Genomic DNA, 21,099 nt, shown 5'->3' on the forward strand with positions numbered 1-21,099 from the left:
TTTAATCAAAAATTAAATTAAACCCAAATTGTAAAGAAGCGCTCTTAGCTTCAGATAATTCTGATAATTTTAATACGTTATTTAACAAACCATACATATGAAATTTACCCATTTGTGTAGAAACTCCTACTCCAATATTTGTAAACGAATAATCATCTGCGGTGTATGTAAATTTAGCATGGAACTTTTCTCCAATACTTTTCTCTAGAAACATTGTTGCAGCAACTTGTGTACTTAAAGGTCTTGTTATTGCATATAATTGTAATCCAACAGAATTATTATAATACTCTTTATAGGTTTCATCGTAGCACTCTTTGTTAGATCTGGCTCTTCCAAAACTATATCTTACAGCTCCGTTAAATTTTATTGGTCTCCAAGAAACAAAAGAACCTGTATTTATTTCTCTAGGAATGTTTGCCTTAAATTCGCTATCTAATTCAGCTAAATAATCTTTACTAATTGGTGACCAATAGTTATTATTATTTTCATCAAATAGCACTTCTACTCCATCAAATTGATGACTACCAACTATCGTTAAATTTTTTACATTTTTTGAGTAATTAACAAAACCAACATCTAAAATACTACCTGTAAATTCTATTTGTGGTGTGTAATGATAGGTAAATCCGATATCTACACCAACACCAATATTTTTACTTAAAAAAGTGTTACTAATAACATCCTTTAAACCAACACTAATTCTATCATTTTCATTTAATATTCCAGATGTATTAACATTAATATTTATATTACTTAAATAATTTCTATAAATATTGTTTCCTCCTTCCACTGTACTAAAAGTACCTGTATTATTATTTGAAGACATATGTGCACTACCAGAGTAGATTTTAAATCTACCACCAATATTTAGTTTTTTATTTACTTTATAAGATAGTCCGGCGTGTATAACACCTAACACTTCTCCTCTAAATTTTAGCTGAGAAAAATGCACTGTTTTGTCTGCATTTACTCCGTTTCCATAGTATGCAAAATTTACAATATCATTTGGGAAATATCCAACAAAATCCATTTCTTGATATAAACCAAAACTTAAATACATTTTTTCATTTAAACGATAACCACCGTTTAAAACCTCTATAGTTGTATTAAAGTCTAAAAAGTCTCTTTCTGATAATTTCCCTATTAAACTTTTAAATTTTGATGTAAAACTTCTATTATCATCTAAAAATAAATCTGAAATTGTTCCTTTAGAAGCGCCAATATTAAATGCTAACCCAGATAATACCGGAATTCCTGCATGAAACCTAAAGTTAGTTTCTGCTCCAGGATTTACCATTAACGTGTTTGGCATTTCTGCAAAACCATACAACAATTGTTTATTTTGGCTGTAACCTAAACAACTAATAAAAAACCCAAAAACAACAAATAACTTTCTAAAATTCATATTTATATTTTAAGGGAAAAAGTTCCTGCTGTTTTAAATACTAACTTTTTATCGATATTAGGATTAATACCACCACCATTATTACTGGGAGATAGCTGTATTAAAACTCTAATTTTTGTTGAAGATAGAAATTTCTGATTTCCAGAAACAATAATTGTTTCGTTATGTAAATATTTTAAATTATTTGCTCCAATATAAAATCTTCTTAAGCTATGTGTTACGATGTCATTATCATCTAAAAACTGAAAATCTACCGTAAAATTTCGATTAAATTCATTTTTTATTTCGAACTCGATAGATAATTTTTCTAAATTTTCTCTAACAAAAGAACTGTTAAGTGATAAAAATTTTGAAGTTCTACTTATGGGTGCTATTATTTCTAAAGAGTTAATTCGATCAAAAAAAGTGACCTGATTTAATGTAAAATATGCTAACGAAGTTTTAAAAACTGGCTCTGCAGTTAAGTCTTCAATTTGGTCAAAATCAACATGTTTAATACATGAAGAAAATAAAAAAATAAAGATTAAAAATATGGGAGTTTTTCTAATGTTTTTCATTTATTAAAGTGTTATTAGCAACAACGAATAGCGTTTAAAGATATTGTTTTATTTGTAAAAGATGAGAAACAGATGTATATTTTTTTTTATCAAATTTAAGATTCTCTAAATTAAAGTGAATACTTGAAATTCCGCAATTTAATGCGCCTATAATATCTGCTTCTAAATTATCGCCAATCATTACACTATTGTCTGCATTTGCACTTGCTTTTGCCAATGCAAATTCAAATACTTTTGGATTTGGTTTCTTAACACCAACAGATTCTGATGTAATTATTTCATTAAAATATTTTTTAATACCCGATTTCTCTAACTTTAAACTCTGAACTTCTTCAAATCCGTTTGTAATAATATGCAATTTGTATTTTGGCTGTAAATAATCTAACAACTCTATTGTACCATCAAACAAATGATTATTTAATGGTAATAAATGGATATATTCTTCTGATAATTGATTGATTAAATCATCCGTAACAGCATAATTTAATTTATCGAAAGTGTTTTTTAATCTACCATATCTTAACGCTTCTTTACTCACTTTTTCTTCTCTATACAGTTTCCAATATTCAAAATTTATCGGTGAATATACTGTTAGAAATTCTTGCAATTCTAACTGAATATCATGCGTAATAAAAAGCTGCTCGAATGTTAGATTAGAGTTTCTTTCGAAATCCCATAACGTATGGTCTAAATCAAAAAAAATGTGTTTTATTTCCATTTGGCTAAAATATAAATATAAACCAAACCTTAAAACTCTTTTAAGTCTTTATATTTGTAACTAAAGTTTCTGTTTTTTGACTAAAAAATTACATATTCTATTTTTGTGTAGCTGGTTTCCTTCAAAAGAATTTCCAACAAATGGAGATTTTATTGAAAGACATGCAAAAGCTGTCAGTTTAAAACACAAGGTTTCAGTTTTACACATAGTTTCTAGCAAAAAAATCACAAAAACTATTATTGATAAAAATACAGAAGAAAATTTATCAACTTATATTGGTTATGTTAAGCACACCAAAAATCCAATTTTAAAAACAATTCGATTTTACAAAACGTACTTTCAGATTTTAAAATTGATTGGTAATTTTGATCTTATTCACGTAAATACGTTGTATCCGTTTGGGTTGTTTGCATTACATCAACATTTTACAAAAAGAAAACCATTTATCATTTCTGAACATTGGACTGGTTATTTGAATTCGAGAAAAACAAAAATTTCTGCTTTTCAAAAAATGTGTTCTAAATTGATTACTAAAAAAGCCGCTTTTGTGTGTCCAGTTAGTAATGAGCTAAAAAAAGGAATGCAGAATTTTAGTTTAAAAGGAAACTATTTTCCTCTCGGAAATGTTGTTGACATAACTACTTTTATTCCTTCTGAAAAAAAATACACAACGTTTACAGTTGTTCATGTTTCTGGGTTAAATGATACTCAAAAAAACATAACTGATATGCTAAAAGTTGCCAAACTTTTGGAAAATGAAATAACTGATTTTTATTGGAAATTTATTGGAGGAACATCAGAAAACTATGAAAAATTAATTTCTGATTTAAACTTTAAAACTGCAAAGATTGAGTTTATAAATCATGTTTCTCAAAAAGAATTAGCCACACATTTACAAAATGCAACTGTTTGTGTCTCGTTTAGTAATTACGAAACTTTTGGAATTGTAATGCCAGAATCTATAGCGTGCGGAACGTTTGTTATTTCTACTAATACAGGAATTCTAAACGAATTAAAACCACAAGATTTCTTTTCTGTAATTCCCGTAAAAGACAAAAAAGCGTTGACAACAGAAATTGTAAAACAGTACAAGAATCCGACAAAATTAAACACAGAAGAAATGCATTTGTTTGTAGAAAACAAATTTAGCAAAGAAGTTATTTCTGAGACATTTTCTAAATTGTATTTTAAAACATTAAAAAAAGACTCTTGAGTTTATTAAAAAGTTACATACAAAATTTTATTTCTAGAGCTGGTACTTACATTTTATCTGCTTCCATAATTGCTAGACTTTTATCTTTTGTTGCTTCTTGGATTGCGCTACAATTAATTCCAAACAAAGAACTCGGTGTTGTACTTTTTGCTTATAATATTATTCTATTTATCATTCCTTTTGGCGGTTTTGGATTGCATCAAAGCTTGTTAAGGTATGGTGCATTATTAAAAACTGATGAAGAAAAAAATAGTTTATTCCGCTATACTTTTTTTAAAGGAATCTGGGTTACATTCATTTTAATTTTTACAATTATTTTAGCAAGTCTATTTATTGATTTTAAATTTGAAACCACCAATAATTATCTTGCTTTTTTATCAATAACAATCATACCAACTTATTTATTTGAATTGATAAAAATACAGTTTAGATTACAACACAAAAACAGGCTATTTGCCTTTACAGAAATTGTATTCACAATAGTTTTAACGATTTCTGTATTGATTTTAAGTTATTTTTTTAAAGAAAAAGGCTATGCAATTGCGCTAGTTTTAACACCAACTTTCTCTCTTTTATTTTTCATAAATAAATTCAAATCTAATTTACTTTTCAAGAAAAAACCAACCATTATAAATCGTAAATTTTGGAATTACGGAATTTTTGCAAGCTTATCTAATGTAGTAACTCAATTGTTGTTTGTTATCGATATTTTGCTCATTGGTTTATTATTAAACGATGCAGAAATGGTTACCAATTATAAATACATTTCTTTAATTCCGTTGAGCTTATTGTTTTTACCAAGAGCGTTTATCAATACGGATTTTGTTGCGTTTACAGAAAATATTTACAACAAAAAATACATTGTAAAATATAGTAAAAGTTACATATTGTTATTTACTCTTTTAAGTGTAGGTTTTTGTCTTTTCTTTTGGCTGTTTGCTGATGTTATTTTAACGTTATTTGATGCAGGTTTTACACAACACAAAACCTCCTTTTTAATTTTAATTGTTGGTGTTTGCGGAATCTTAATTTTCAGAGGATTATTCGGTAATCTATTATCATCAATCGGCAAAGCACACGTAAATTTTTACATTACTTCTGTTGCGTTGCTAATAAATGTGTTTAGTAATTATTATTTGATTCCTAAATACGGAATAAAAGGTGCCGCAATAACTTCAGCTTCTTTAATGTGGTTTACAGGAATTGTTTCAGCAATCTTATTTTGGAAACTTTACAACAACCACTTATTAAGTAAAAAATAAGTTTCGGGCTTTGCTCCAAAACTTTTAAAAAACTTTGCAATTCCTGGAATTTGAGAACCTTCAAAATCTAATAGTAATTCTGTGTTTGAATTTTCTTTAATAATATGATTCAACAACAAACTTGCAACTTGTTTTTCTTTACCAATTTCAGAAACTGCAGAAAACAAATAAATTACCCTTTTAGAATCAAAGACAAAAACGGATCCGCCTATTAATTTTTTTTCGAGTTTTATTCCAAGTATTTTTACCTTGTTTTTACTTTGTAAAACGGAAACTAATTTTGTCAATTTCTTATATTCTTTTGCTGTAACTTCTTTAAAAGAATAATGTTTTTTAGATAATTTTAATAATTCAGAAAAAGAAACCTCTTCGATGGTAAAATCTTCTTTTAAACCTTGCTGTACAGCATGTTTTCTTCCTTTAGAAAATTCTTTATAAAGTGTATTATAATGTTCTTTTAAAGATAAAATATAATTGTTTTTTTTAATGGTATTTTCTGTAGAAAAATTGTTTTCTGAATTGAATTGCAATGCTATTTTTAAAAATTTTCTAGGAATCTTTTTTAAAAATTCTTCTATTAATTTTTCAGTAACTTCTCGCTTAGAAAAAACACCTAATTGCTGTGTAAAAAATGGTTGTGAAATATATGAAATCAGATATTTTTTCTGAAAAGGCAAAGGCATCACTGCATTATAATCATCTAAAACTAAAACGCTCCAATTATCTGCAACTACATCTAAATACCAAGAATAGGCATAAGTTCTAGTTTGCAAAGAATTAGAAATACAATTATTGTATTTTTCTTCATTAATTTGATTTCTTTTTACAAAACGAATCATATTAATCGGTTGCAATTTTCAACATTGATTCGTACACTTTACTCCAACCTTTCCATCGTAAATAATCACTTAAACTTTCGTTATGAAACAATGTAACAAACGTTCCGTTTACAGCTTTTACTTCGTTTTTTAACTCTCTAATTTTGCCTAAAGATTGTCTTGGAGTTAAACCCATATAATCGTTTAAAGTTGTGTCCATTAAAGCAAACGGAACAATTTTTAATGGTGTTTGAATTTCAAAATCTAAATCGTAAAAATAAAATGGTGTACAGGTACTTGCTCTAAATCCAACATGACTTGCATAACCCATAGAATGATCTTCTTTTATTTCTAAATCAATTAAATGTTGATAGGTTTCTGGTAAACTAAATCGCAAAAAATGCTGTCTAGATTTTTCCATTGGCATATTCGTAATTGCCTCTAAACGTTCTTTTTCTTTTTTTAAAATTGTTTCATCTTTCATAGAAAAATAAGAAGGATGTAAACCTACTTTTGCATAATCAACCATTGATTTTATCAGCAATTTAAATTTATTTTTTGCAGGAGAAACGTTCGTGTCAAAAGTGGTGTAATCTGCAACTAAGAAAAAGAAAATTGTCTGTATTTTATATTTTTTTTGTAGCGATAAAATTTTACTAAAAGTATTATAAGGATCTTTTTTTAAATTAGTAATTACTGCTAACCGATCCCAAAAATTTCGAATCTTTATTGTGAAAAAATCCTTGATAAACGCACCAAAAGTTCTTACCAAGCTTTTGTGTTTATAAGCATAAGCATTATCAACATCTATCGTAGAAATAAAGTTATATTTTCTGTTTTTATATGTATAATCTGGAAATTTTTCTTTTAGTTTTTCTAGTAATTTATACGCCCAAATATCTATCAATGGTTTTTCTAAAAACCGATATTTAAACGCTAAACTTTGTTCAGCAGTAAAGCGCTCATGCACATCTCTAACATGTGGTAAATATTCTTCGTATCTGCTTAATAAATAAAAACTTGCGGCAAAAATATCAAACGGAATTACAGATTTTGATCCAGCATTAAAAAAACAAGGAGTTTCATCCCAATGAAAAATATTAATATCTAAATCGTTTACTCCTTGTTCAAATAACAAGTCGTTATTTCTTACAAAAAATTCGCTTCCAAGCGGCGCTTTAGAATAGGTCATTTTTAAACCATTAAAAGCAATAAACTCTTCAATAGTTGTTGTAAAATCTACAGGAATTTGCAAAACACGCGTAAAAATATGCTTAAAAACATAACGTAATCTTGGTGTTATTTTATGAGTATAAACGAGTATCAAATTTTGTAAATAAGGTTTAAATTAAAGCATTTGGTTGTCTGCAAAGCTAAAATAATCTTTTTGTGTGATAATTAAATGATCTAGTAGTTTTATATCTAAAGTTTGCCCAGCTTCTTTAATTTTCTGAGTCAACAATTCATCAGATTTACTTGGCGTTAATTTTCCTGAAGGATGGTTGTGACACACAATAACACCTACAGTTGTTAAGGCAACTGCTTTTTTAAACAATAATCTAACATCAACCATTGTAGCTGTAATTCCACCTTTGCTTAGTTGCATTTTAGCAATTACTTTGTTCGAATTATTTAAATACAACACCCAAAATTCTTCGTGTTCTAATTCTCCAATAATTGGCTGCATTATTTGAAAAGCATCTTTACTACTTTTTATAATTGGTTTTTGTTCTACTTGTTCAAAATGCCTTCTCTTACCTAATTCTAAAGCAGTAATAATACTTACGGCTCTTGCTTCTCCAATTCCTTTAAACTCTTTTAATTGTTCAAAAGTTAAAGCTGCAAGTTCGTTTATATTGTTATTAACAGAGTTTAAAATTCTTTTGCTTAGTTCAACAGCACTTTCTTTTCTTGTTCCTGAACCAATTAAAATGGCAATAAGTTCTGCGTCTGTTAAAACAGATTTTCCTTGTAGTATTAACTTTTCTCTTGGTCTATCTTCTATTGCCCAAGATTTTATGGTTAATTTTTTCATTTTTAGCAGTTTTAAGAATAAATATAAGATTTATTTAGCGTTTTAAAATTTAATTATAAATTCTTTTTTTTTGTGGATACAATTAAAGACAATACCTTTGTACACTATCTTTCATTTTTAAACTTTTATGAAAATTATAATAGCTGGTGCTGGAGACGTTGGTTTCCATTTAGCTAAATTATTATCTTATGAAGCTCAAGATACTTATGTTGTTGACTTTGATGGAGATAAGCTAGAATACATAAATAATCATTTAGACGTATTTACAAAAAAAGGAGATGCTACTTCTATTAATCTTTTAAAAGAAATAGGAATAGAATCTGCTGATTTATTATTAGCGGTAACCGAATCTCAAAATACAAATTTTACTGTTTCGGTTATTGGAAAAGCGCTTGGCGTTAAAAAAACCATTGCCAGAATAGATAATCCTGAATTTTTAAAAAATGATATAATCGATTTTAGAAAATTTGGAGTAGACATTATGATTTCGCCACAAGAGTTAGCTGCAAATGAAATAAAAATGTTGTTATATCAATCTTCATTTAATGATACGGTTGAGTTTGAAAAAGGATTGTTTAACATTATGGGAACAACCTTAGAGTACAAATCTCCTATTTTAGATTTAACGGTTAAAGAAGCAAAAGAAAAGTTTCCTTTAGTAGATTTTATCACTATTGCCATAAAACGAGAAGGTGTTGCTCAAACAATAATTCCTCGTGGAGATACGGTTTATAACATTAAAGATCAAGTTTATTTTTCTGTTCCTAAAAGTAGTATCGAAAAACTATATCCAATAATTGGTCAAAAACAAATAACTATTAAAAATGTTATGATTTTAGGCGGAAGTAGTATTGGGTTTAAAACAGCAAGAAATCTTTGTAAAGAAAATTTTAAAGTAAAAATAATTGAAAAAGACAAAGACAGAGCTTTTGATATTGCTGATAAATTATCAAACGCTTTAGTTATTAATGGCGATGGAAGAGATATTGAGCTTTTAGAAGAAGAAAATATTAGAGAAATGGATGCTTTTATTGCTGTAACCGGCAATTCTGAAACCAATATAATGTCTTGTTTGGTTGCAAAATCTAAAGGCGTTAAAAAAACAATTGCATTGGTAGAGAATATGGATTACATGAACATTTCTCAAACTATTGGAATTGATACATTAATCAATAAAAAACTCTTAGCGGCAAGTAGCATTTTTAAACATATTAGAAAAGGCGAAGTACTTGCTTTAGCTAATTTACACAATATTGATGCAGAAATTTTTGAGTATGAAGTTAAACAAAACTCTAAAGTAACAAAAAAACCAATTAAGGAATTAAAATTTCCTAGAGAAGCAGTTTTTGGCGGAATTATAAGAGACGGCGAAGCTTTGATGTCTTTTGGTAATTTTCAAATAAAAGCTGGAGACAAAGCCATTGTTTTTTGTTTACCAGAAGCAATTTCTATTGTAGAAGAGTTATTTAAATCTTAATAAATGAGATCTTTAAACCTAAAAATTATTTACCGTTTTCTTGGCTTAACAGCTATTTTAAACGGAGTTTTTATGTTTATTGCTGTTCCGTTTAGCGTTTATTATCAAGAAGATGCTAAGTTTGGTATTTTAAACGCAGGAATTGTTACTGTTTTTTTAGGTTTATTATTGTACTTTTTCAACAAGCCAACATCTACAAATATTCAAAAAAAGGAAGGTTATTTAATTGTAACTTTAGGTTGGTTAACCTTATCTATTACAGGAATGCTTCCTTATCTTTTTAGTGGAGCAATTCCAGATATTACTAATGCTTTTTTCGAAACATTATCTGGTTATTCTACAACGGGTTCTTCTATTTTATCAGACATAGAAAGTATGCCAAAAGGTATTTTATTTTGGCGGAGTGCAACACATTGGATTGGTGGAATGGGAATTATTGTATTAACTATTGCCATTTTACCTTTATTAGGAATTGGAGGAATGCAACTATTTATGGCGGAAGCTCCTGGACCATCTACAGATAAATTACATCCAAGAATTTCTGATACTGCAAAGCGTTTATGGCTAATTTATGTGGCTTTAACTTTTAGTGAATTTTTCTTGCTAAAATTTGCTGGCATGACCTGGTTTGATGCTATAAATCATTCAATGGCAACCATGAGTACTGGTGGGTTTTCTACAAAAAATGCAAGTATCGCTCATTATAATGCAATGCCGTTAGTTCAATATATCATAATTCTTTTTATGTTTATTGCAGGAACAAATTTTGTACTTACTTATTTTGCTTTAAAAGGAAAAGTCCGGAAAATATTTCAAAGCGAGGAATTTAAATATTACTTTTTTGGCACCTTAATAGTAACAACAATTATAGCAGTTATTATTATTTTTTATCAAGACCCAACGCTTAAAACTACAGTAAATCACCCAAAGGTTTTTGGTGAAGTAGAAAGTGCTGTTAGACACTCACTATTTCAAGTAATTTCTGTAATTACAACAACTGGTTTTGTTACTGCCGACTTTACCATGTGGAGTTTCTTTGCAACAGGAGTTTTCTTTGCACTGTTCTTTGTTGGTGGTTCTGCTGGTTCTACAAGTGGTGGAGTAAAAATTGTACGTCATATTATCATGCTAAAAAGCAGTTTTTTAGAATTTAAAAAAGCATTACACCCAAATGCAATTATTCCAGTTAGATATGACGGAAAACCTGTAAACCACACCATTGTATTTAATATTATTTCTTTCTTTATTATTTACATGCTTATTTTTGTAGTTTCTTCTGTAATTTTAACTTTTTTAGGGCTAGATTTTACATCCGCTCTAGGAGCTGCAAGTTCTTCTTTAGGAAATATTGGCCCTGCAATTGGCTCTGTAAGTCCAATTGATAATTTTGCACATTTGTCTGATGCAGCTAAATGGTTTTGTGCATTTTTAATGCTAATTGGACGTTTAGAACTGTTTACAGTACTTATCTTATTTTCTCCTTTTTTCTGGAGAAAAAACTAATAATATAAGCCCTCTTTTTCTATAGCATTTTTTTTGTTCGCTTTTTTTTTCTAACTTTAAGTTCTAAAAATTTTGATTATGAAACAAAAATACTTATTAACTACTTACTTATCAATCTTCTTATCAGTTTCTATATTTGCACAATCAGCAGGAGATATTGCTTTTGTTCAGTTTAATGCTGATGGTGATAAAGATTTTGCTATTGTTGCTTTAGCTGATATTGCAGCAAGCACTACAATTTATTTTACTGATGATGAAACTACTGGTGTTGGTTCTCCTAGTGCTTTAGCTGGAAGTGAAGGAACTATTACTTGGAATACTGGAGGAAGTATTATTAAAGCAGGTACTGTTGTAGCTTTCACAGATGTAGATAGTGATGCTAACCCAGCTTTTGGTGCTTCAATCGGAACAATAACAAGAAGCGGTGCTTTTGGCTTATCGGGTAGTAAAGATGGTATAATTGCATTTATTGGTACAGATTCTAGTACACCAACTACTTATATTGCTGCTATTCAAATAGGTAATGATGCTACAGAACTTGGTCCTTTTGATGGAGATGCTATTACCTTAACAAATACTGGTTTAGTTATTGGAACTTCTATAATTATTGCCGACATGTCTGCTTCACCAGATGGAGCAAAATATACTGGTTCTAGATCAGATCAAGTTTCTTATGCTAATTATTACACTCAATTAAATACAAATGGAAATTGGACTAATGAAACTACAAATGGAGAAAACTCACTTGATTTTTCTAGAGATGCTTTCACTACAAGCTCTACTACTTGGGACGGCTCAACAAGTGCTGTTTGGAATTTAGCAGATAACTGGAGTAATGGAATTCCCACAAACTCTTCTTTGGTTACAATTCCAAATGTTGCAACTTCTCCAATAATTAGTTCAGGAGTTACAGCTTTAGTTGGTAATTTAACCATTGAAGCTAGTGAAACTTTAACCATTAATTCTGTAAATTCTTTAACTGTAAGTGGCACACTAACAATTACAGGTGATTTAACCATAAATGGCGGAGGATCATTAATCGTTTATGGAACTTCAACAGGTGATTTAACTTATAATGTTAATGTAAATAATACAGATTGGCACTTAGTTTCTTCTCCAGTTATAGGAGAACAATATGATGATGCATGGAATACTACAAACTCTATTAATGTATCAGGCGCTGGAAATAATGACGCAGTTAGTACCTATGACAATACTACTTCTGCCAGCGGAAGTTGGAATTATTTTCAAACTGGTGGAGCTGCAACAACTTTTAATCAAGGACAAGGATATTCTCTAAAAAGAATTGGTGCTGGTGATTACGGTTTTGTTGGAACTTTTCCAACAAGTGATGTAACATTAACAATTACTGAAGGATTTACTGGAGGAGCAAACAAATGGAACTTTGTTGGTAACCCTTTTCCTTCTTACATTAAAGTAAGTGAGTTAATTGCTGCTAACGCGGCAAACCTTACAGACACACATGAATTTGTCTATGTTTGGAACGGAACCAATTACACTACTTTAAATGGAGCAGATTATATTCATACTGGACAAGCATTTTTTGTAAATGCAGATAATGCTGGAAATGCAAATTCAAATAATTTTAAATTTACAGAATCTCTTCAAAGTCATCAAACAGGAGTTACTTTTTACAAAGGAACAAGTAATCCTACAATAAAAGTATTTGTAAATGATCAAGATAACAATCAAAAATTTACAGAAGTTAAATATGAAGATAATTCCACAAAAGCGTTAGACCCTGGATTTGATGCAGGAACATTTACTGGTCAATCTACAAGTTTTAGTTTATACTCTCATTTAGTATCAAATAGCGAAGGGATTGATTTTATGCTGCAATCTTTACCAAAAGACGATTATGAAAACACAATTATTCCTTTAGGTTTAAATGCTGATGCTGGAAAAGAAATTACATTTTCTATCAATCATCTTAGTTTACCAACTGGATTAATGGTTTTTTTAGAAGACACAGAAAAGAAAACAATAACTCGATTAGATGAAGACAACAGTAATTATAAAATTATTTTAGATGCTAATAGTAACGGAGTTGGAAGGTTTTTCTTAAGAACATCTACTACAGATTTAAGAAAAACACTAGATGTCAACGATTTTGAGTTAAATAAGATAAGCATGTATTTGAGTTCAGATCGTACATTAAGAATAACAGGTTTAAAAAGCGATAAAGCATCACTTACAATGTATAATATTTTAGGTAAAAGAGTATTTCATAAAAATTTAAAATCTAGCTCTACTATGGATATTACTTTATCTAATTCTATAAAACAAGGAATTTATATTGTTAAACTTGAAACTGACAAGGGAAATATTAACAAGAAAATATTCTTAAACTAATTTAAAGCTAATTTTGAGATGAAAAAACAAACGAAAAATACAGAAGAAAATATTACTCGAAAAGAAGCTATTAAAAAAATTGGTAGCTATGGAAAATATGCGGCATTAACAGCTATAGGGACGTATCTTTTATTAAACCCTAAAACCGCACAAGCAAGAAGTCCAGCTGCACCTGGAGACGGCGGTGGATTTTAACCGTTCAATAACTCAATAAAAAAAACCTCGAAATTTCGAGGTTTTTTTTATTGAGTTATTTTTTAAAAGTGTATTTTAGTTTTTAATGAACAAAGTCGTTATAAAGAAAATAGAAGGCAAAGAAATAGTTTGGTTTAAAAACTCAAATTCATATTTAGTTTTAGAGAAAATTGCTGCTGACATTTTATTAAAAATAAATAAAAATGATTCTTTTGAAAGTATAGAAACTTGGGCTTTAGAAAAAATTGATGCTCCAAAAAAAGTTATCAAAAAATTTATTGAGGACATTTTTTTATTATATTCAACCAATAACACATTAGAGAAAGAAGTTCTACAAAATTCTGAAGCTTATAAGGCACCAATCAAATATTATTCTGAAAGATATTATTCTATACATAATTACATTTTCAAAATTCAATTTGAAACCGAATTTCATCTCTTAAAAATTCATCCAACATTTGCACATCTAGAAATAGAAAATCAGAATAAATTTCATTTCAATTACAAAATTTTTGATAAGAATGAATCTATTGTTTTTTTAAAAAATGATGCTATTATTGGTAAATGGAATAAAAATGAAGCACATGTTTTTGAAGGAAAACTTTCTATGCATTTACTCATAGATATCTATAAAAAACCAGAAACAGAATGGATGGGAGTTTTTCATGCATCAGCAATTAGCAACAGAAAAGAATCTATACTTTTTTTAGGTGATTCTGGAAATGGAAAAAGCACTTCATTAGCATTGTTAAACGCAAACGGGTTTGATTGTATCGCAGATGATTTTGTACCAATAGATAACGAAAAAAATATTTTTACATATCCAGCAGCAATATCAATAAAAAAGAAAAGTTTTAAAACCTTACTTCCATTTTACCCTGAATTAGAAAATTCTGCTGAATATCATTTTAAAAAACTACATAAAACAGTTCGTTATTTACCACCAAATAATATCAATTACAATTTAAAATTAAAATGTAAAGCTTTGGTGTTTATTAAGTACAATCCTAATATTGAATTAGAAATAAACTCCATTTCAAAAGTAAATGCTTTTCAACAATTAATTCCAGACTCTTGGATTTCTCCTTTAGAAAAAAATGTATCTACTTTTTTAGATTGGTTTTTAGAATTACCTTGTTATCAATTAACTTATTCTAACAATACAAAAATGATTAAAACAGTTTCTAAAATCTTTAATGATGACCTATAAAGAAACACTTTTTTTTGTCGGAAAATGCTTAACAATAACTCATGAAGAACACAATAAAAAGATTGTTGAACAAGAAATAAAATCAGGTAATGTTGATTGGGACAATGTTGTAAAAGTAAGTACGGCTCATTATGTGTTTCCTGCATTATACTGCAATCTAAAAAGAGCAAATTTACTTTCTTATTTACCTGAAGAATTGGTAAATTACATGAAACACATAACCGATTTAAACAGAGAACGAAATTTACAAATAATTGAACAAGCAAAAGAAATTAACAATTTATTATTAGCAAATAACATCACTCCAATTTTCTTAAAAGGGACTGGAAATTTATTAGAAGGTTTGTATGAAGATATTGCTGAAAGAATGGTTGGAGATATTGATTTTATAGTGTCTATCAAACAATTTAAAATAGTAATACAACTTCTAAAGAAAGATAGTTATAGTGAAAGTTCAATTGATTATATTGACAATACCATTTTTAATAGACATTATCCTAAATTAACAAAAGCTGGAAAAATTTCTTCTTTGGAAGTTCATTATAAAATGATAACAAATGACAAACAATTCAACTATGCTTACATAAAAAACAACTTAATAAAAACAAAAAAAAATATTACTATTCTATCGTATAATGATCAAGTTTTAATGACTTGCTTTAATAAACAAATTAATGATAAAGGGCAATGGTATAAATCTATTTCTTTAAGAAATTCTTACGATTTGTTTTTAGTTTCAAAACTTACCTTTGCTAACAAAGTTTTGACTTCTTTTAAACATCCAAAATCTGGTTATTTAAAAAATTTTTTGGCAAGTTCTTGCATGATTTTTAATAACCCAAAATCTCTAGATTATACAAAAACAAAAAGCACTAAATCTTTTTTAAAAAAACAAATTGCCTTAATTGAAAACCCTAAAAAAAATTCTCTCAGTAAAAGAAAATGGAATGTTTATTTTTTATTTATATCTAGGTTATTAAAAACTATTAAAATTTTTTATAAAAAAGAATATAGAGCTTGGTTTATAAAAAGGTTAAAAAATCGCCTACAGAATTAAACCAAACTCTTAACCTCCTCAAAATCCAATCCGCCATAATTACCAGAGCTCATTAATAATAAAGCGGTGTTTTCTAAATTTTGACTCAATAAAAACACTTTAAACTCAGTTGGATTTGTATAAATAATTAAATCCTCTCTCTCAAAAGCGGCAGCTATTTGTTCTTTAGAAATTGTATCTAATTTTTTAATAGCAACTGCATCAGGAGAATAAAAAACGACTGCCTTATCGGCATCATTTAAAACTCCTTTATATTCTGATAAAAAATTTACATTTAAACTAGAATATGTATGCAACTCTAAACAAGCCAGAACTGTTCTTTCTAAATATTGCTCTTTAACTGCTTTAGTTGTTGCTGCAACTTTACTTGGACTATGTGCAAAGTCTTTAAAAATTACGGTTGATGAATTTTCTGCAACTTTTTCTAAACGTTTATTCGCTCCTTTAAAATTTACAATGGCTTCATAAAAATCATCCTCATCAATTCCCATATGTTGACAAATCCATTTTGCGCCAGCTAAATTTTGTAAATTGTGTTTTCCGAAAACTTCTAAAGGTAAATCTCCTTCTGGAGTATTTAAATAGGTAATTCCGTTTTCTATAAAATAATCTGGAGTTTTATATGGATACTTTTTAATTGCTGATGTAGATTCTTCTACTAATTGTTTTACAATTTCATCTTCTTCATTGTAAACTAATATTCCGCCATTAGTTATCGAATCTATAAAAATTTTAAACTGTTCTACATAATTTTCAAACGTTGGAAAAACGTTCATATGATCCCAAGCTACTCCGCTTAACAAAGCAATATTTGGCTTGTATAAATGAAATTTTGGTCTTAAATCTATTGGTGAACTTAAATACTCATCGCCTTCTAAAACTATAAAATCATTTTCTTCAGTTAAATGAACCATTGTTTCAAATCCTTCTAACTGCGCACCAATCATAAAGTCAACTTCTTTTTCATGATAATGCATTACATGCAGAACCATAGAAGTTATTGTAGTTTTCCCATGAGAGCCTCCAATGACAACTCTAGTTTTATCTTTAGATTGTTCAAATAAAAACTCTGGATATGAATATATTTTTAACCCTAATTCTTGTGCTTTTAACAGCTCAGGATTGTCTTTTTTAGCATGCATACCAAGAATTATAGCATCTAAATTTTGATTGATATTTTTTGGAAACCATCCAAATTCTTTTGGTAGTAAATCATATTTTTTTAATCTAGATTTTGATGGCTCATGAATTAGATCATCACTACCAGTAATTGTAAACCCTTTTTGCAATAAATCAATTGCAAGATTGTGCATTGCACTTCCTCCAATTGAAATAAAATGTATGTTCATTTCGTTTTTCTTAAGGTGTAAAAATACAAAACAATAAAAAGAATAATTTTAAAAAAATTAATTATTTGTTTGGTACAATTTATGTGTAGTATCTTTGTATTAAAATTAATTTTAACAATAAATTTTTACAAAATTATGAAGAAAACATTTTTAATTATTGGTTTAGTATTTGCATCATTTTTTACAATGAATGCACAAGAGGTTTCTGAAAACGCAATTGGTCTACGTTTTGGTGACAATAGTGGTTTTGGTGGAGAAATCTCTTATCAACATAAATTGAGTGAAAATAACAGATTAGAAATCGATTTAGGGATTCGTAACGGAAATGGAGCAGATTCTTTTAAAGCAACAGGTATTTATCAGTGGGTGTGGTCTCTAGAAAACAGATTTAATTGGTATGCTGGAGTTGGTGGTGGAGTTGGAAGCATTAAAGCTGGTGGTGTTTCTGACACTTTCTTCTTTGGTACTGGAAATTTAGGAATTGAGTACAATTTTGAAGCGCCTATTTTAATCTCTTTAGATTACAGACCTGAATTTGGTTTTACCACTATTTATGAAGGATTAAATTCTGACATTGCTTTAAGTGTTAGATATCAGTTCTAAACTTTTTTACAATACATAAAAAAATCCTCTAAATTAATTTAGAGGATTTTTTATTTATAAAATATAGAAAACTTACACTAACGTCTTCCTCCCATTTCCTTTTCTGTCAACTGAACTCTTGTTGGTGTATCTTTACCGTTGATAATACTTTCTGTTCCTAAAGCAATTGCTCTAATTGTTTCAGTTACAACAGAAACTTTTAATGTTGTTGCTTCATCAGAAGCTTTATGATAATGTTTATCTGTAGGTAACGGAACAGTAGAAAATGTATGAGATGGAATACCTAATCTAGCTAAAGAAGCGTTGTCTGATCTAAAAAACAAATTTTGCTTATCATACGGATCTGGATGTAAAACATAACCTGTTCCTTCTAAATTCTTTTGAATTATTTTTCCAAAATCAGAACGATCAAATCCTGTTAACCAAGCTGTTTTTGGACCAAATTCAGAATCTTTTCCAATCATTTCTATATTGATTCCTGCAACAAATTTACTTGCATCAACATCTTTTCCAAAATGTCTAGAACCTAATAAACCCATTTCTTCTCCTGTAAATGCAACAAACACAATAGTACGCTCGTTATTTCCTTTTTTCTTAAAATATTCTGCCAACGCTAAAACAGCAGTTGTACCAGAAGCATCATCATCTGCTCCATTATAAATACTGTCTAACTGGCCTTCTCTTTTTCTAATTCCTAGATGATCATAATGCCCAGAAACAACTACATATTCATCTTTTTTACTTTTCCCTTCTAAAATTCCTATAACATTAAAAGCTTCAATTTTCTTTTTAGTTCTTCTATCCTCAAAGGTAAATCTTTGTCTAAAATCTGTTAAGGTATCATAGGTTTGCAAACCTATTCTTTTAAATTCACCCTCAATATATTGAGCAGCTTTTTCAATTCCTGGAGTTCCAGTACGTCTACCTTCCATTTTATCGGAAGCTAGCGTATATAAATGTTTTCTAACTGTAGTTGTATCGATACTTTCTACTGTAATTTCTTGATTGGTGTTTTCTTTATTTGTTTTGCAAGAATACATCAATACAAAAGCAAAAAGAAGTGTAAGTATTTTTTTCATGGTTATAAATTTAAGTGCTAAAGATATGAATTCAAAAGCAATAATTATTTTGTATTTTTGCTAAAATTATTTTTCGATGGATATCACATTAATTCCCAACATAAAACACACCAATTCTAACAACTTTTTTTTACTTGCTGGACCTTGTTCTATTGAGGGTGAAGATATGGCAATGCGAATTGCAGAAAAAGTGTTACAAGTAACTAACAAACTAGAAATTCCGTTTGTTTTTAAAGGAAGTTTTAAAAAAGCAAACCGAAGTAGAGTTGATAGTTTTACTGGAATTGGTGATGAAAAAGCATTGAAAATTTTACGCAAAGTTTCAGAAACATTTAACGTACCAACTGTTACTGATATTCATGAAGCATCAGATGCAGAAAGAGCTGCACAATATGTTGATGTGTTACAAATACCAGCTTTTTTAGTTCGTCAAACAGACTTGGTTGTTGCTGCCGCAAAAACAGGAAAAGTTGTCAACTTAAAAAAAGGACAATTTATGAGTCCGTCTGCAATGAAACACGCCGTTCAAAAAGTAATCGATTCTGGAAATACACAAGTAATGATTACCGATAGAGGAACCATGTTTGGCTATCAAGATATGATTGTTGATTTTAGAGGAATTCCTGAAATGAGAAAATTTGCTCCAACAGTTTTAGATATTACGCATTCATTACAACAGCCAAATCAAGATTCTGGTGTAACTGGCGGAAGACCAGATATGATAGAAACAATTGCGAGAGCCGGCGTTGTAAATAATGTTGATGGGTTGTTTTTAGAAACTCATTTTGATCCTGCAAATGCAAAAAGCGACGGTGCAAATATGTTGCATTTAGATCATTTAGAAAGTTTACTTAGCAATTTAGTTGCCATTAGAAAAACGGTAAACAATTTATAATTTTTTAAGTTGTTATAGTTTTATGAAGCAACTATTCATTTTATTTCTTTTTATAAGTTTTACTGTTCAATCTCAAAATTATACAGATGTTGATACAAAAGTAAAACGTTATCCGAAATTTAATTCTGCTCAAAAATTAGCGACTAAAATTAATGTAGATTTTACTTCTGATGCCGATAAAATAAGAGCAACATTTATCTGGTTAACAGAAAATATTAGATATGATTTAGAAGAATTCTATAATCCTACAACTAAACAAGTTGGATTTAGTTATAAAAATGAAGCCGAAAAGCAAGTAAAATTACAACAGATAAAAGACGATATTGTAAACGAAACTTTTAAAAAAAGAAAATCTGTTTGCGAAGGTTATGCGCAGTCGTTTAAGAAAGTGTGTGATTTATTACAAATCGAAGCTGTAATCATAAAAGGTTACGCTCGAAACTCTTCAAATGAAATTGGTGTCATTCCAACAACTTCAAATCATGCTTGGAATGCAGTTAAGCTAAATAACAAATGGCAATTGGTTGATGCAACTTGGGCTGCTGGTTACGCGATTAATAATCAATGGGAAAAAAATTTTACAGAATATTATTTTTATCCAAACCCAACTGAATTATTAAGAACTCATTTACCTGAAGATAAGAATTGGCAATTAGTCCAAAAACCAATAAACGGAAAAACCTATGCTAGTCAACCAATAATTGGCCAAGGTTTTTTTTACAAAAACCTAACATTAATCTCTCCAAAAAACGGTATTATTTCTGGTAAAAAAGTAATTGAAATTAAAATCAAAAACTTAACTTCTACTGATGTGATTGGCTATCAATTTAAAGGACAACGCTACGGAAAAAAAGCCATTGTAACTTTTAATAATTCTATTGGAAGTTTTACAATCAACCTAGAAAATAACAGAAGATCTGAACTGTTTATTTTTATCAATAATGAAATTGCACTCCAATATAAAATTCGATAATTATTATTTTTTGTAAAAACCTTTTTCTTTAGAATTATACGCTTCTTCTAAAACCGAAAGCAATACTTTTTCATTAATATCTTCTAGCTTAAAATAACGTAAAGATTTCACTACTTTTCTTCCTTCAGTAATTAAATGTTCATTGTATTTTAAATGAGCAGAAGCCCAAAAACAAACATCAACATATCCTTTTTTAAGAGATGCGTTTAAATAACAAAACGGATTATCATCAATATAATAAACAGGAATTTTCCATTTATATCTCATTTCTACATTAGAATAACTTCCTTCAATCAATAATTGTAAGTGTAATAATATCGATTTAAATGGTTCTGGTCTACTTAGAATATATTCTTCAGCTGGTTTCATTTTTTGTA

The 21,099-nt window shown here is 28.7% G+C and carries 20 protein-coding genes; 11 read left to right on the top strand and 9 right to left on the bottom strand.

What is annotated here, in order from left to right:
- Position 1 precedes the first annotated feature (1 nt).
- The 3 genes from ABDX67_RS06450 to ABDX67_RS06460 are packed head-to-tail and all read right to left on the bottom strand — an operon-like array spanning position 2 to position 2,680.
- Positions 2-1,405, bottom strand: a complete 1,404-nt coding sequence (locus ABDX67_RS06450) for a DUF5723 family protein (protein WP_347174138.1) — start codon at positions 1,403-1,405, stop codon at positions 2-4.
- A 2-nt stretch (positions 1,406-1,407) separates the two neighbouring features.
- Complete coding sequence (locus ABDX67_RS06455; RefSeq protein WP_347174139.1) at positions 1,408-1,962, bottom strand: hypothetical protein; 555 nt, start codon at positions 1,960-1,962, stop codon at positions 1,408-1,410.
- Positions 1,963-1,996: 34 nt separating this feature from the next.
- Positions 1,997-2,680 (bottom strand): YjjG family noncanonical pyrimidine nucleotidase, encoded by a 684-nt coding sequence (locus ABDX67_RS06460; RefSeq protein WP_347174140.1) that lies wholly within the window; start codon positions 2,678-2,680, stop codon positions 1,997-1,999.
- 76 nt (positions 2,681-2,756) lie between these two features.
- Between ABDX67_RS06460 and ABDX67_RS06465 the strand changes: the two genes are divergently transcribed.
- Complete coding sequence (locus tag ABDX67_RS06465; protein WP_347174141.1) at positions 2,757-3,893, top strand: glycosyltransferase family 4 protein; 1,137 nt, start codon at positions 2,757-2,759, stop codon at positions 3,891-3,893.
- Positions 3,890-5,155, top strand: a complete 1,266-nt coding sequence (locus ABDX67_RS06470; protein WP_347174142.1) for an MATE family efflux transporter — start codon at positions 3,890-3,892, stop codon at positions 5,153-5,155. Before ABDX67_RS06465 ends, ABDX67_RS06470 begins: the two co-directional genes overlap by 4 nt.
- Here ABDX67_RS06470 and ABDX67_RS06475 read toward each other — a convergent pair.
- The 3 genes from ABDX67_RS06475 to radC are packed head-to-tail and all read right to left on the bottom strand — an operon-like array spanning position 5,125 to position 8,008.
- The gene (locus tag ABDX67_RS06475) at positions 5,125-5,994 is read right to left on the bottom strand and encodes a hypothetical protein (RefSeq protein ID WP_347174143.1); all 870 of its coding nucleotides are present in this window, start codon (positions 5,992-5,994) and stop codon (positions 5,125-5,127) included. The two genes, ABDX67_RS06470 and ABDX67_RS06475, sit on opposite strands and share 31 nt — an antisense overlap.
- Position 5,995: 1 nt before the next feature.
- The gene (locus ABDX67_RS06480; protein ID WP_347174144.1) at positions 5,996-7,300 is read right to left on the bottom strand and encodes a polysaccharide deacetylase family protein; all 1,305 of its coding nucleotides are present in this window, start codon (positions 7,298-7,300) and stop codon (positions 5,996-5,998) included.
- 21 nt (positions 7,301-7,321) lie between these two features.
- Complete coding sequence (gene radC, locus ABDX67_RS06485) at positions 7,322-8,008, bottom strand: RadC family protein (RefSeq protein WP_347174145.1); 687 nt, start codon at positions 8,006-8,008, stop codon at positions 7,322-7,324.
- 127 nt (positions 8,009-8,135) lie between these two features.
- On the opposite strand from radC, the gene trkA reads away from it, so the two are divergent.
- From trkA to ABDX67_RS06515, 6 genes are all read left to right on the top strand, one after another.
- Entirely contained in the window at positions 8,136-9,485 is a 1,350-nt protein-coding gene (trkA, locus tag ABDX67_RS06490; RefSeq protein WP_347174146.1) for a Trk system potassium transporter TrkA, read from the top strand.
- A gap of 3 nt (positions 9,486-9,488) precedes the next feature.
- The gene (locus tag ABDX67_RS06495; protein WP_347174147.1) at positions 9,489-10,988 is read left to right on the top strand and encodes a TrkH family potassium uptake protein; all 1,500 of its coding nucleotides are present in this window, start codon (positions 9,489-9,491) and stop codon (positions 10,986-10,988) included.
- Positions 10,989-11,066: 78 nt separating this feature from the next.
- Positions 11,067-13,361: a T9SS type A sorting domain-containing protein gene (locus ABDX67_RS06500; RefSeq protein ID WP_347174148.1), complete on the top strand. Its 2,295-nt coding sequence runs from the start codon at positions 11,067-11,069 to the stop codon at positions 13,359-13,361.
- 18 nt (positions 13,362-13,379) lie between these two features.
- The gene (locus ABDX67_RS06505) at positions 13,380-13,556 is read left to right on the top strand and encodes a hypothetical protein (protein WP_347174149.1); all 177 of its coding nucleotides are present in this window, start codon (positions 13,380-13,382) and stop codon (positions 13,554-13,556) included.
- Between the two features lie 85 nt (positions 13,557-13,641).
- Positions 13,642-14,766, top strand: coding sequence for a phosphoenolpyruvate carboxykinase (ATP) (locus ABDX67_RS06510; RefSeq protein ID WP_347174150.1), 1,125 nt, complete (start codon positions 13,642-13,644; stop codon positions 14,764-14,766).
- Complete coding sequence (locus tag ABDX67_RS06515; RefSeq protein WP_347174151.1) at positions 14,753-15,823, top strand: nucleotidyltransferase domain-containing protein; 1,071 nt, start codon at positions 14,753-14,755, stop codon at positions 15,821-15,823. Before ABDX67_RS06510 ends, ABDX67_RS06515 begins: the two co-directional genes overlap by 14 nt.
- On the opposite strand, the gene ABDX67_RS06520 is transcribed toward ABDX67_RS06515, so the two are convergent.
- Entirely contained in the window at positions 15,820-17,172 is a 1,353-nt protein-coding gene (locus ABDX67_RS06520; RefSeq protein WP_347174152.1) for a UDP-N-acetylmuramate--L-alanine ligase, read from the bottom strand. The two genes, ABDX67_RS06515 and ABDX67_RS06520, sit on opposite strands and share 4 nt — an antisense overlap.
- Positions 17,173-17,307: 135 nt before the next feature.
- On the opposite strand from ABDX67_RS06520, the gene ABDX67_RS06525 reads away from it, so the two are divergent.
- Positions 17,308-17,775: a hypothetical protein gene (locus ABDX67_RS06525; protein ID WP_347174153.1), complete on the top strand. Its 468-nt coding sequence runs from the start codon at positions 17,308-17,310 to the stop codon at positions 17,773-17,775.
- 77 nt (positions 17,776-17,852) lie between these two features.
- On the opposite strand, the gene ABDX67_RS06530 is transcribed toward ABDX67_RS06525, so the two are convergent.
- Positions 17,853-18,854: a M20/M25/M40 family metallo-hydrolase gene (locus tag ABDX67_RS06530; RefSeq protein ID WP_347174154.1), complete on the bottom strand. Its 1,002-nt coding sequence runs from the start codon at positions 18,852-18,854 to the stop codon at positions 17,853-17,855.
- A gap of 76 nt (positions 18,855-18,930) precedes the next feature.
- Between ABDX67_RS06530 and kdsA the strand changes: the two genes are divergently transcribed.
- Together kdsA and ABDX67_RS06540 are read left to right on the top strand one after the other, a co-directional pair.
- Complete coding sequence (kdsA, locus tag ABDX67_RS06535; protein WP_347174155.1) at positions 18,931-19,749, top strand: 3-deoxy-8-phosphooctulonate synthase; 819 nt, start codon at positions 18,931-18,933, stop codon at positions 19,747-19,749.
- 22 nt (positions 19,750-19,771) lie between these two features.
- Entirely contained in the window at positions 19,772-20,722 is a 951-nt protein-coding gene (locus ABDX67_RS06540) for a transglutaminase domain-containing protein (RefSeq protein WP_347174156.1), read from the top strand.
- Between the two features lie 3 nt (positions 20,723-20,725).
- Here the strand turns inward: ABDX67_RS06540 and ABDX67_RS06545 are convergent, their stop codons facing one another.
- The gene (locus ABDX67_RS06545; protein WP_347174157.1) at positions 20,726-21,091 is read right to left on the bottom strand and encodes a DUF5655 domain-containing protein; all 366 of its coding nucleotides are present in this window, start codon (positions 21,089-21,091) and stop codon (positions 20,726-20,728) included.
- Positions 21,092-21,099: the final 8 nt, after the last annotated feature.

The organism is Polaribacter uvawellassae, from assembly GCF_039748955.1.
Taxonomy (GTDB): domain Bacteria; phylum Bacteroidota; class Bacteroidia; order Flavobacteriales; family Flavobacteriaceae; genus Polaribacter; species Polaribacter uvawellassae.

Excerpts from the sequence above, each read along its gene's own strand:
- ABDX67_RS06460 (WP_347174140.1), bottom strand. The coding sequence starts at position 2,680 with ATGGAAATAAAACACATTTTTTTTGATTTAGACCATACGTTATGGGAT.
- ABDX67_RS06505 (WP_347174149.1), top strand. The coding sequence starts at position 13,380 with ATGAAAAAACAAACGAAAAATACAGAAGAAAATATTACTCGAAAAGAA.
- ABDX67_RS06525 (WP_347174153.1), top strand. The coding sequence starts at position 17,308 with ATGAAGAAAACATTTTTAATTATTGGTTTAGTATTTGCATCATTTTTT.
- ABDX67_RS06495 (WP_347174147.1), top strand. The coding sequence starts at position 9,489 with ATGAGATCTTTAAACCTAAAAATTATTTACCGTTTTCTTGGCTTAACA.
- ABDX67_RS06500 (WP_347174148.1), top strand. The coding sequence starts at position 11,067 with ATGAAACAAAAATACTTATTAACTACTTACTTATCAATCTTCTTATCA.
- ABDX67_RS06540 (WP_347174156.1), top strand. The coding sequence starts at position 19,772 with ATGAAGCAACTATTCATTTTATTTCTTTTTATAAGTTTTACTGTTCAA.
- ABDX67_RS06530 (WP_347174154.1), bottom strand. The coding sequence starts at position 18,854 with ATGAAAAAAATACTTACACTTCTTTTTGCTTTTGTATTGATGTATTCT.
- ABDX67_RS06520 (WP_347174152.1), bottom strand. The coding sequence starts at position 17,172 with ATGAACATACATTTTATTTCAATTGGAGGAAGTGCAATGCACAATCTT.
- ABDX67_RS06545 (WP_347174157.1), bottom strand. The coding sequence starts at position 21,091 with ATGAAACCAGCTGAAGAATATATTCTAAGTAGACCAGAACCATTTAAA.
- trkA (WP_347174146.1), top strand. The coding sequence starts at position 8,136 with ATGAAAATTATAATAGCTGGTGCTGGAGACGTTGGTTTCCATTTAGCT.
- ABDX67_RS06515 (WP_347174151.1), top strand. The coding sequence starts at position 14,753 with ATGATGACCTATAAAGAAACACTTTTTTTTGTCGGAAAATGCTTAACA.
- radC (WP_347174145.1), bottom strand. The coding sequence starts at position 8,008 with ATGAAAAAATTAACCATAAAATCTTGGGCAATAGAAGATAGACCAAGA.
- kdsA (WP_347174155.1), top strand. The coding sequence starts at position 18,931 with ATGGATATCACATTAATTCCCAACATAAAACACACCAATTCTAACAAC.
- ABDX67_RS06450 (WP_347174138.1), bottom strand. The coding sequence starts at position 1,405 with ATGAATTTTAGAAAGTTATTTGTTGTTTTTGGGTTTTTTATTAGTTGT.
- ABDX67_RS06455 (WP_347174139.1), bottom strand. The coding sequence starts at position 1,962 with ATGAAAAACATTAGAAAAACTCCCATATTTTTAATCTTTATTTTTTTA.
- ABDX67_RS06510 (WP_347174150.1), top strand. The coding sequence starts at position 13,642 with ATGAACAAAGTCGTTATAAAGAAAATAGAAGGCAAAGAAATAGTTTGG.
- ABDX67_RS06475 (WP_347174143.1), bottom strand. The coding sequence starts at position 5,994 with ATGATTCGTTTTGTAAAAAGAAATCAAATTAATGAAGAAAAATACAAT.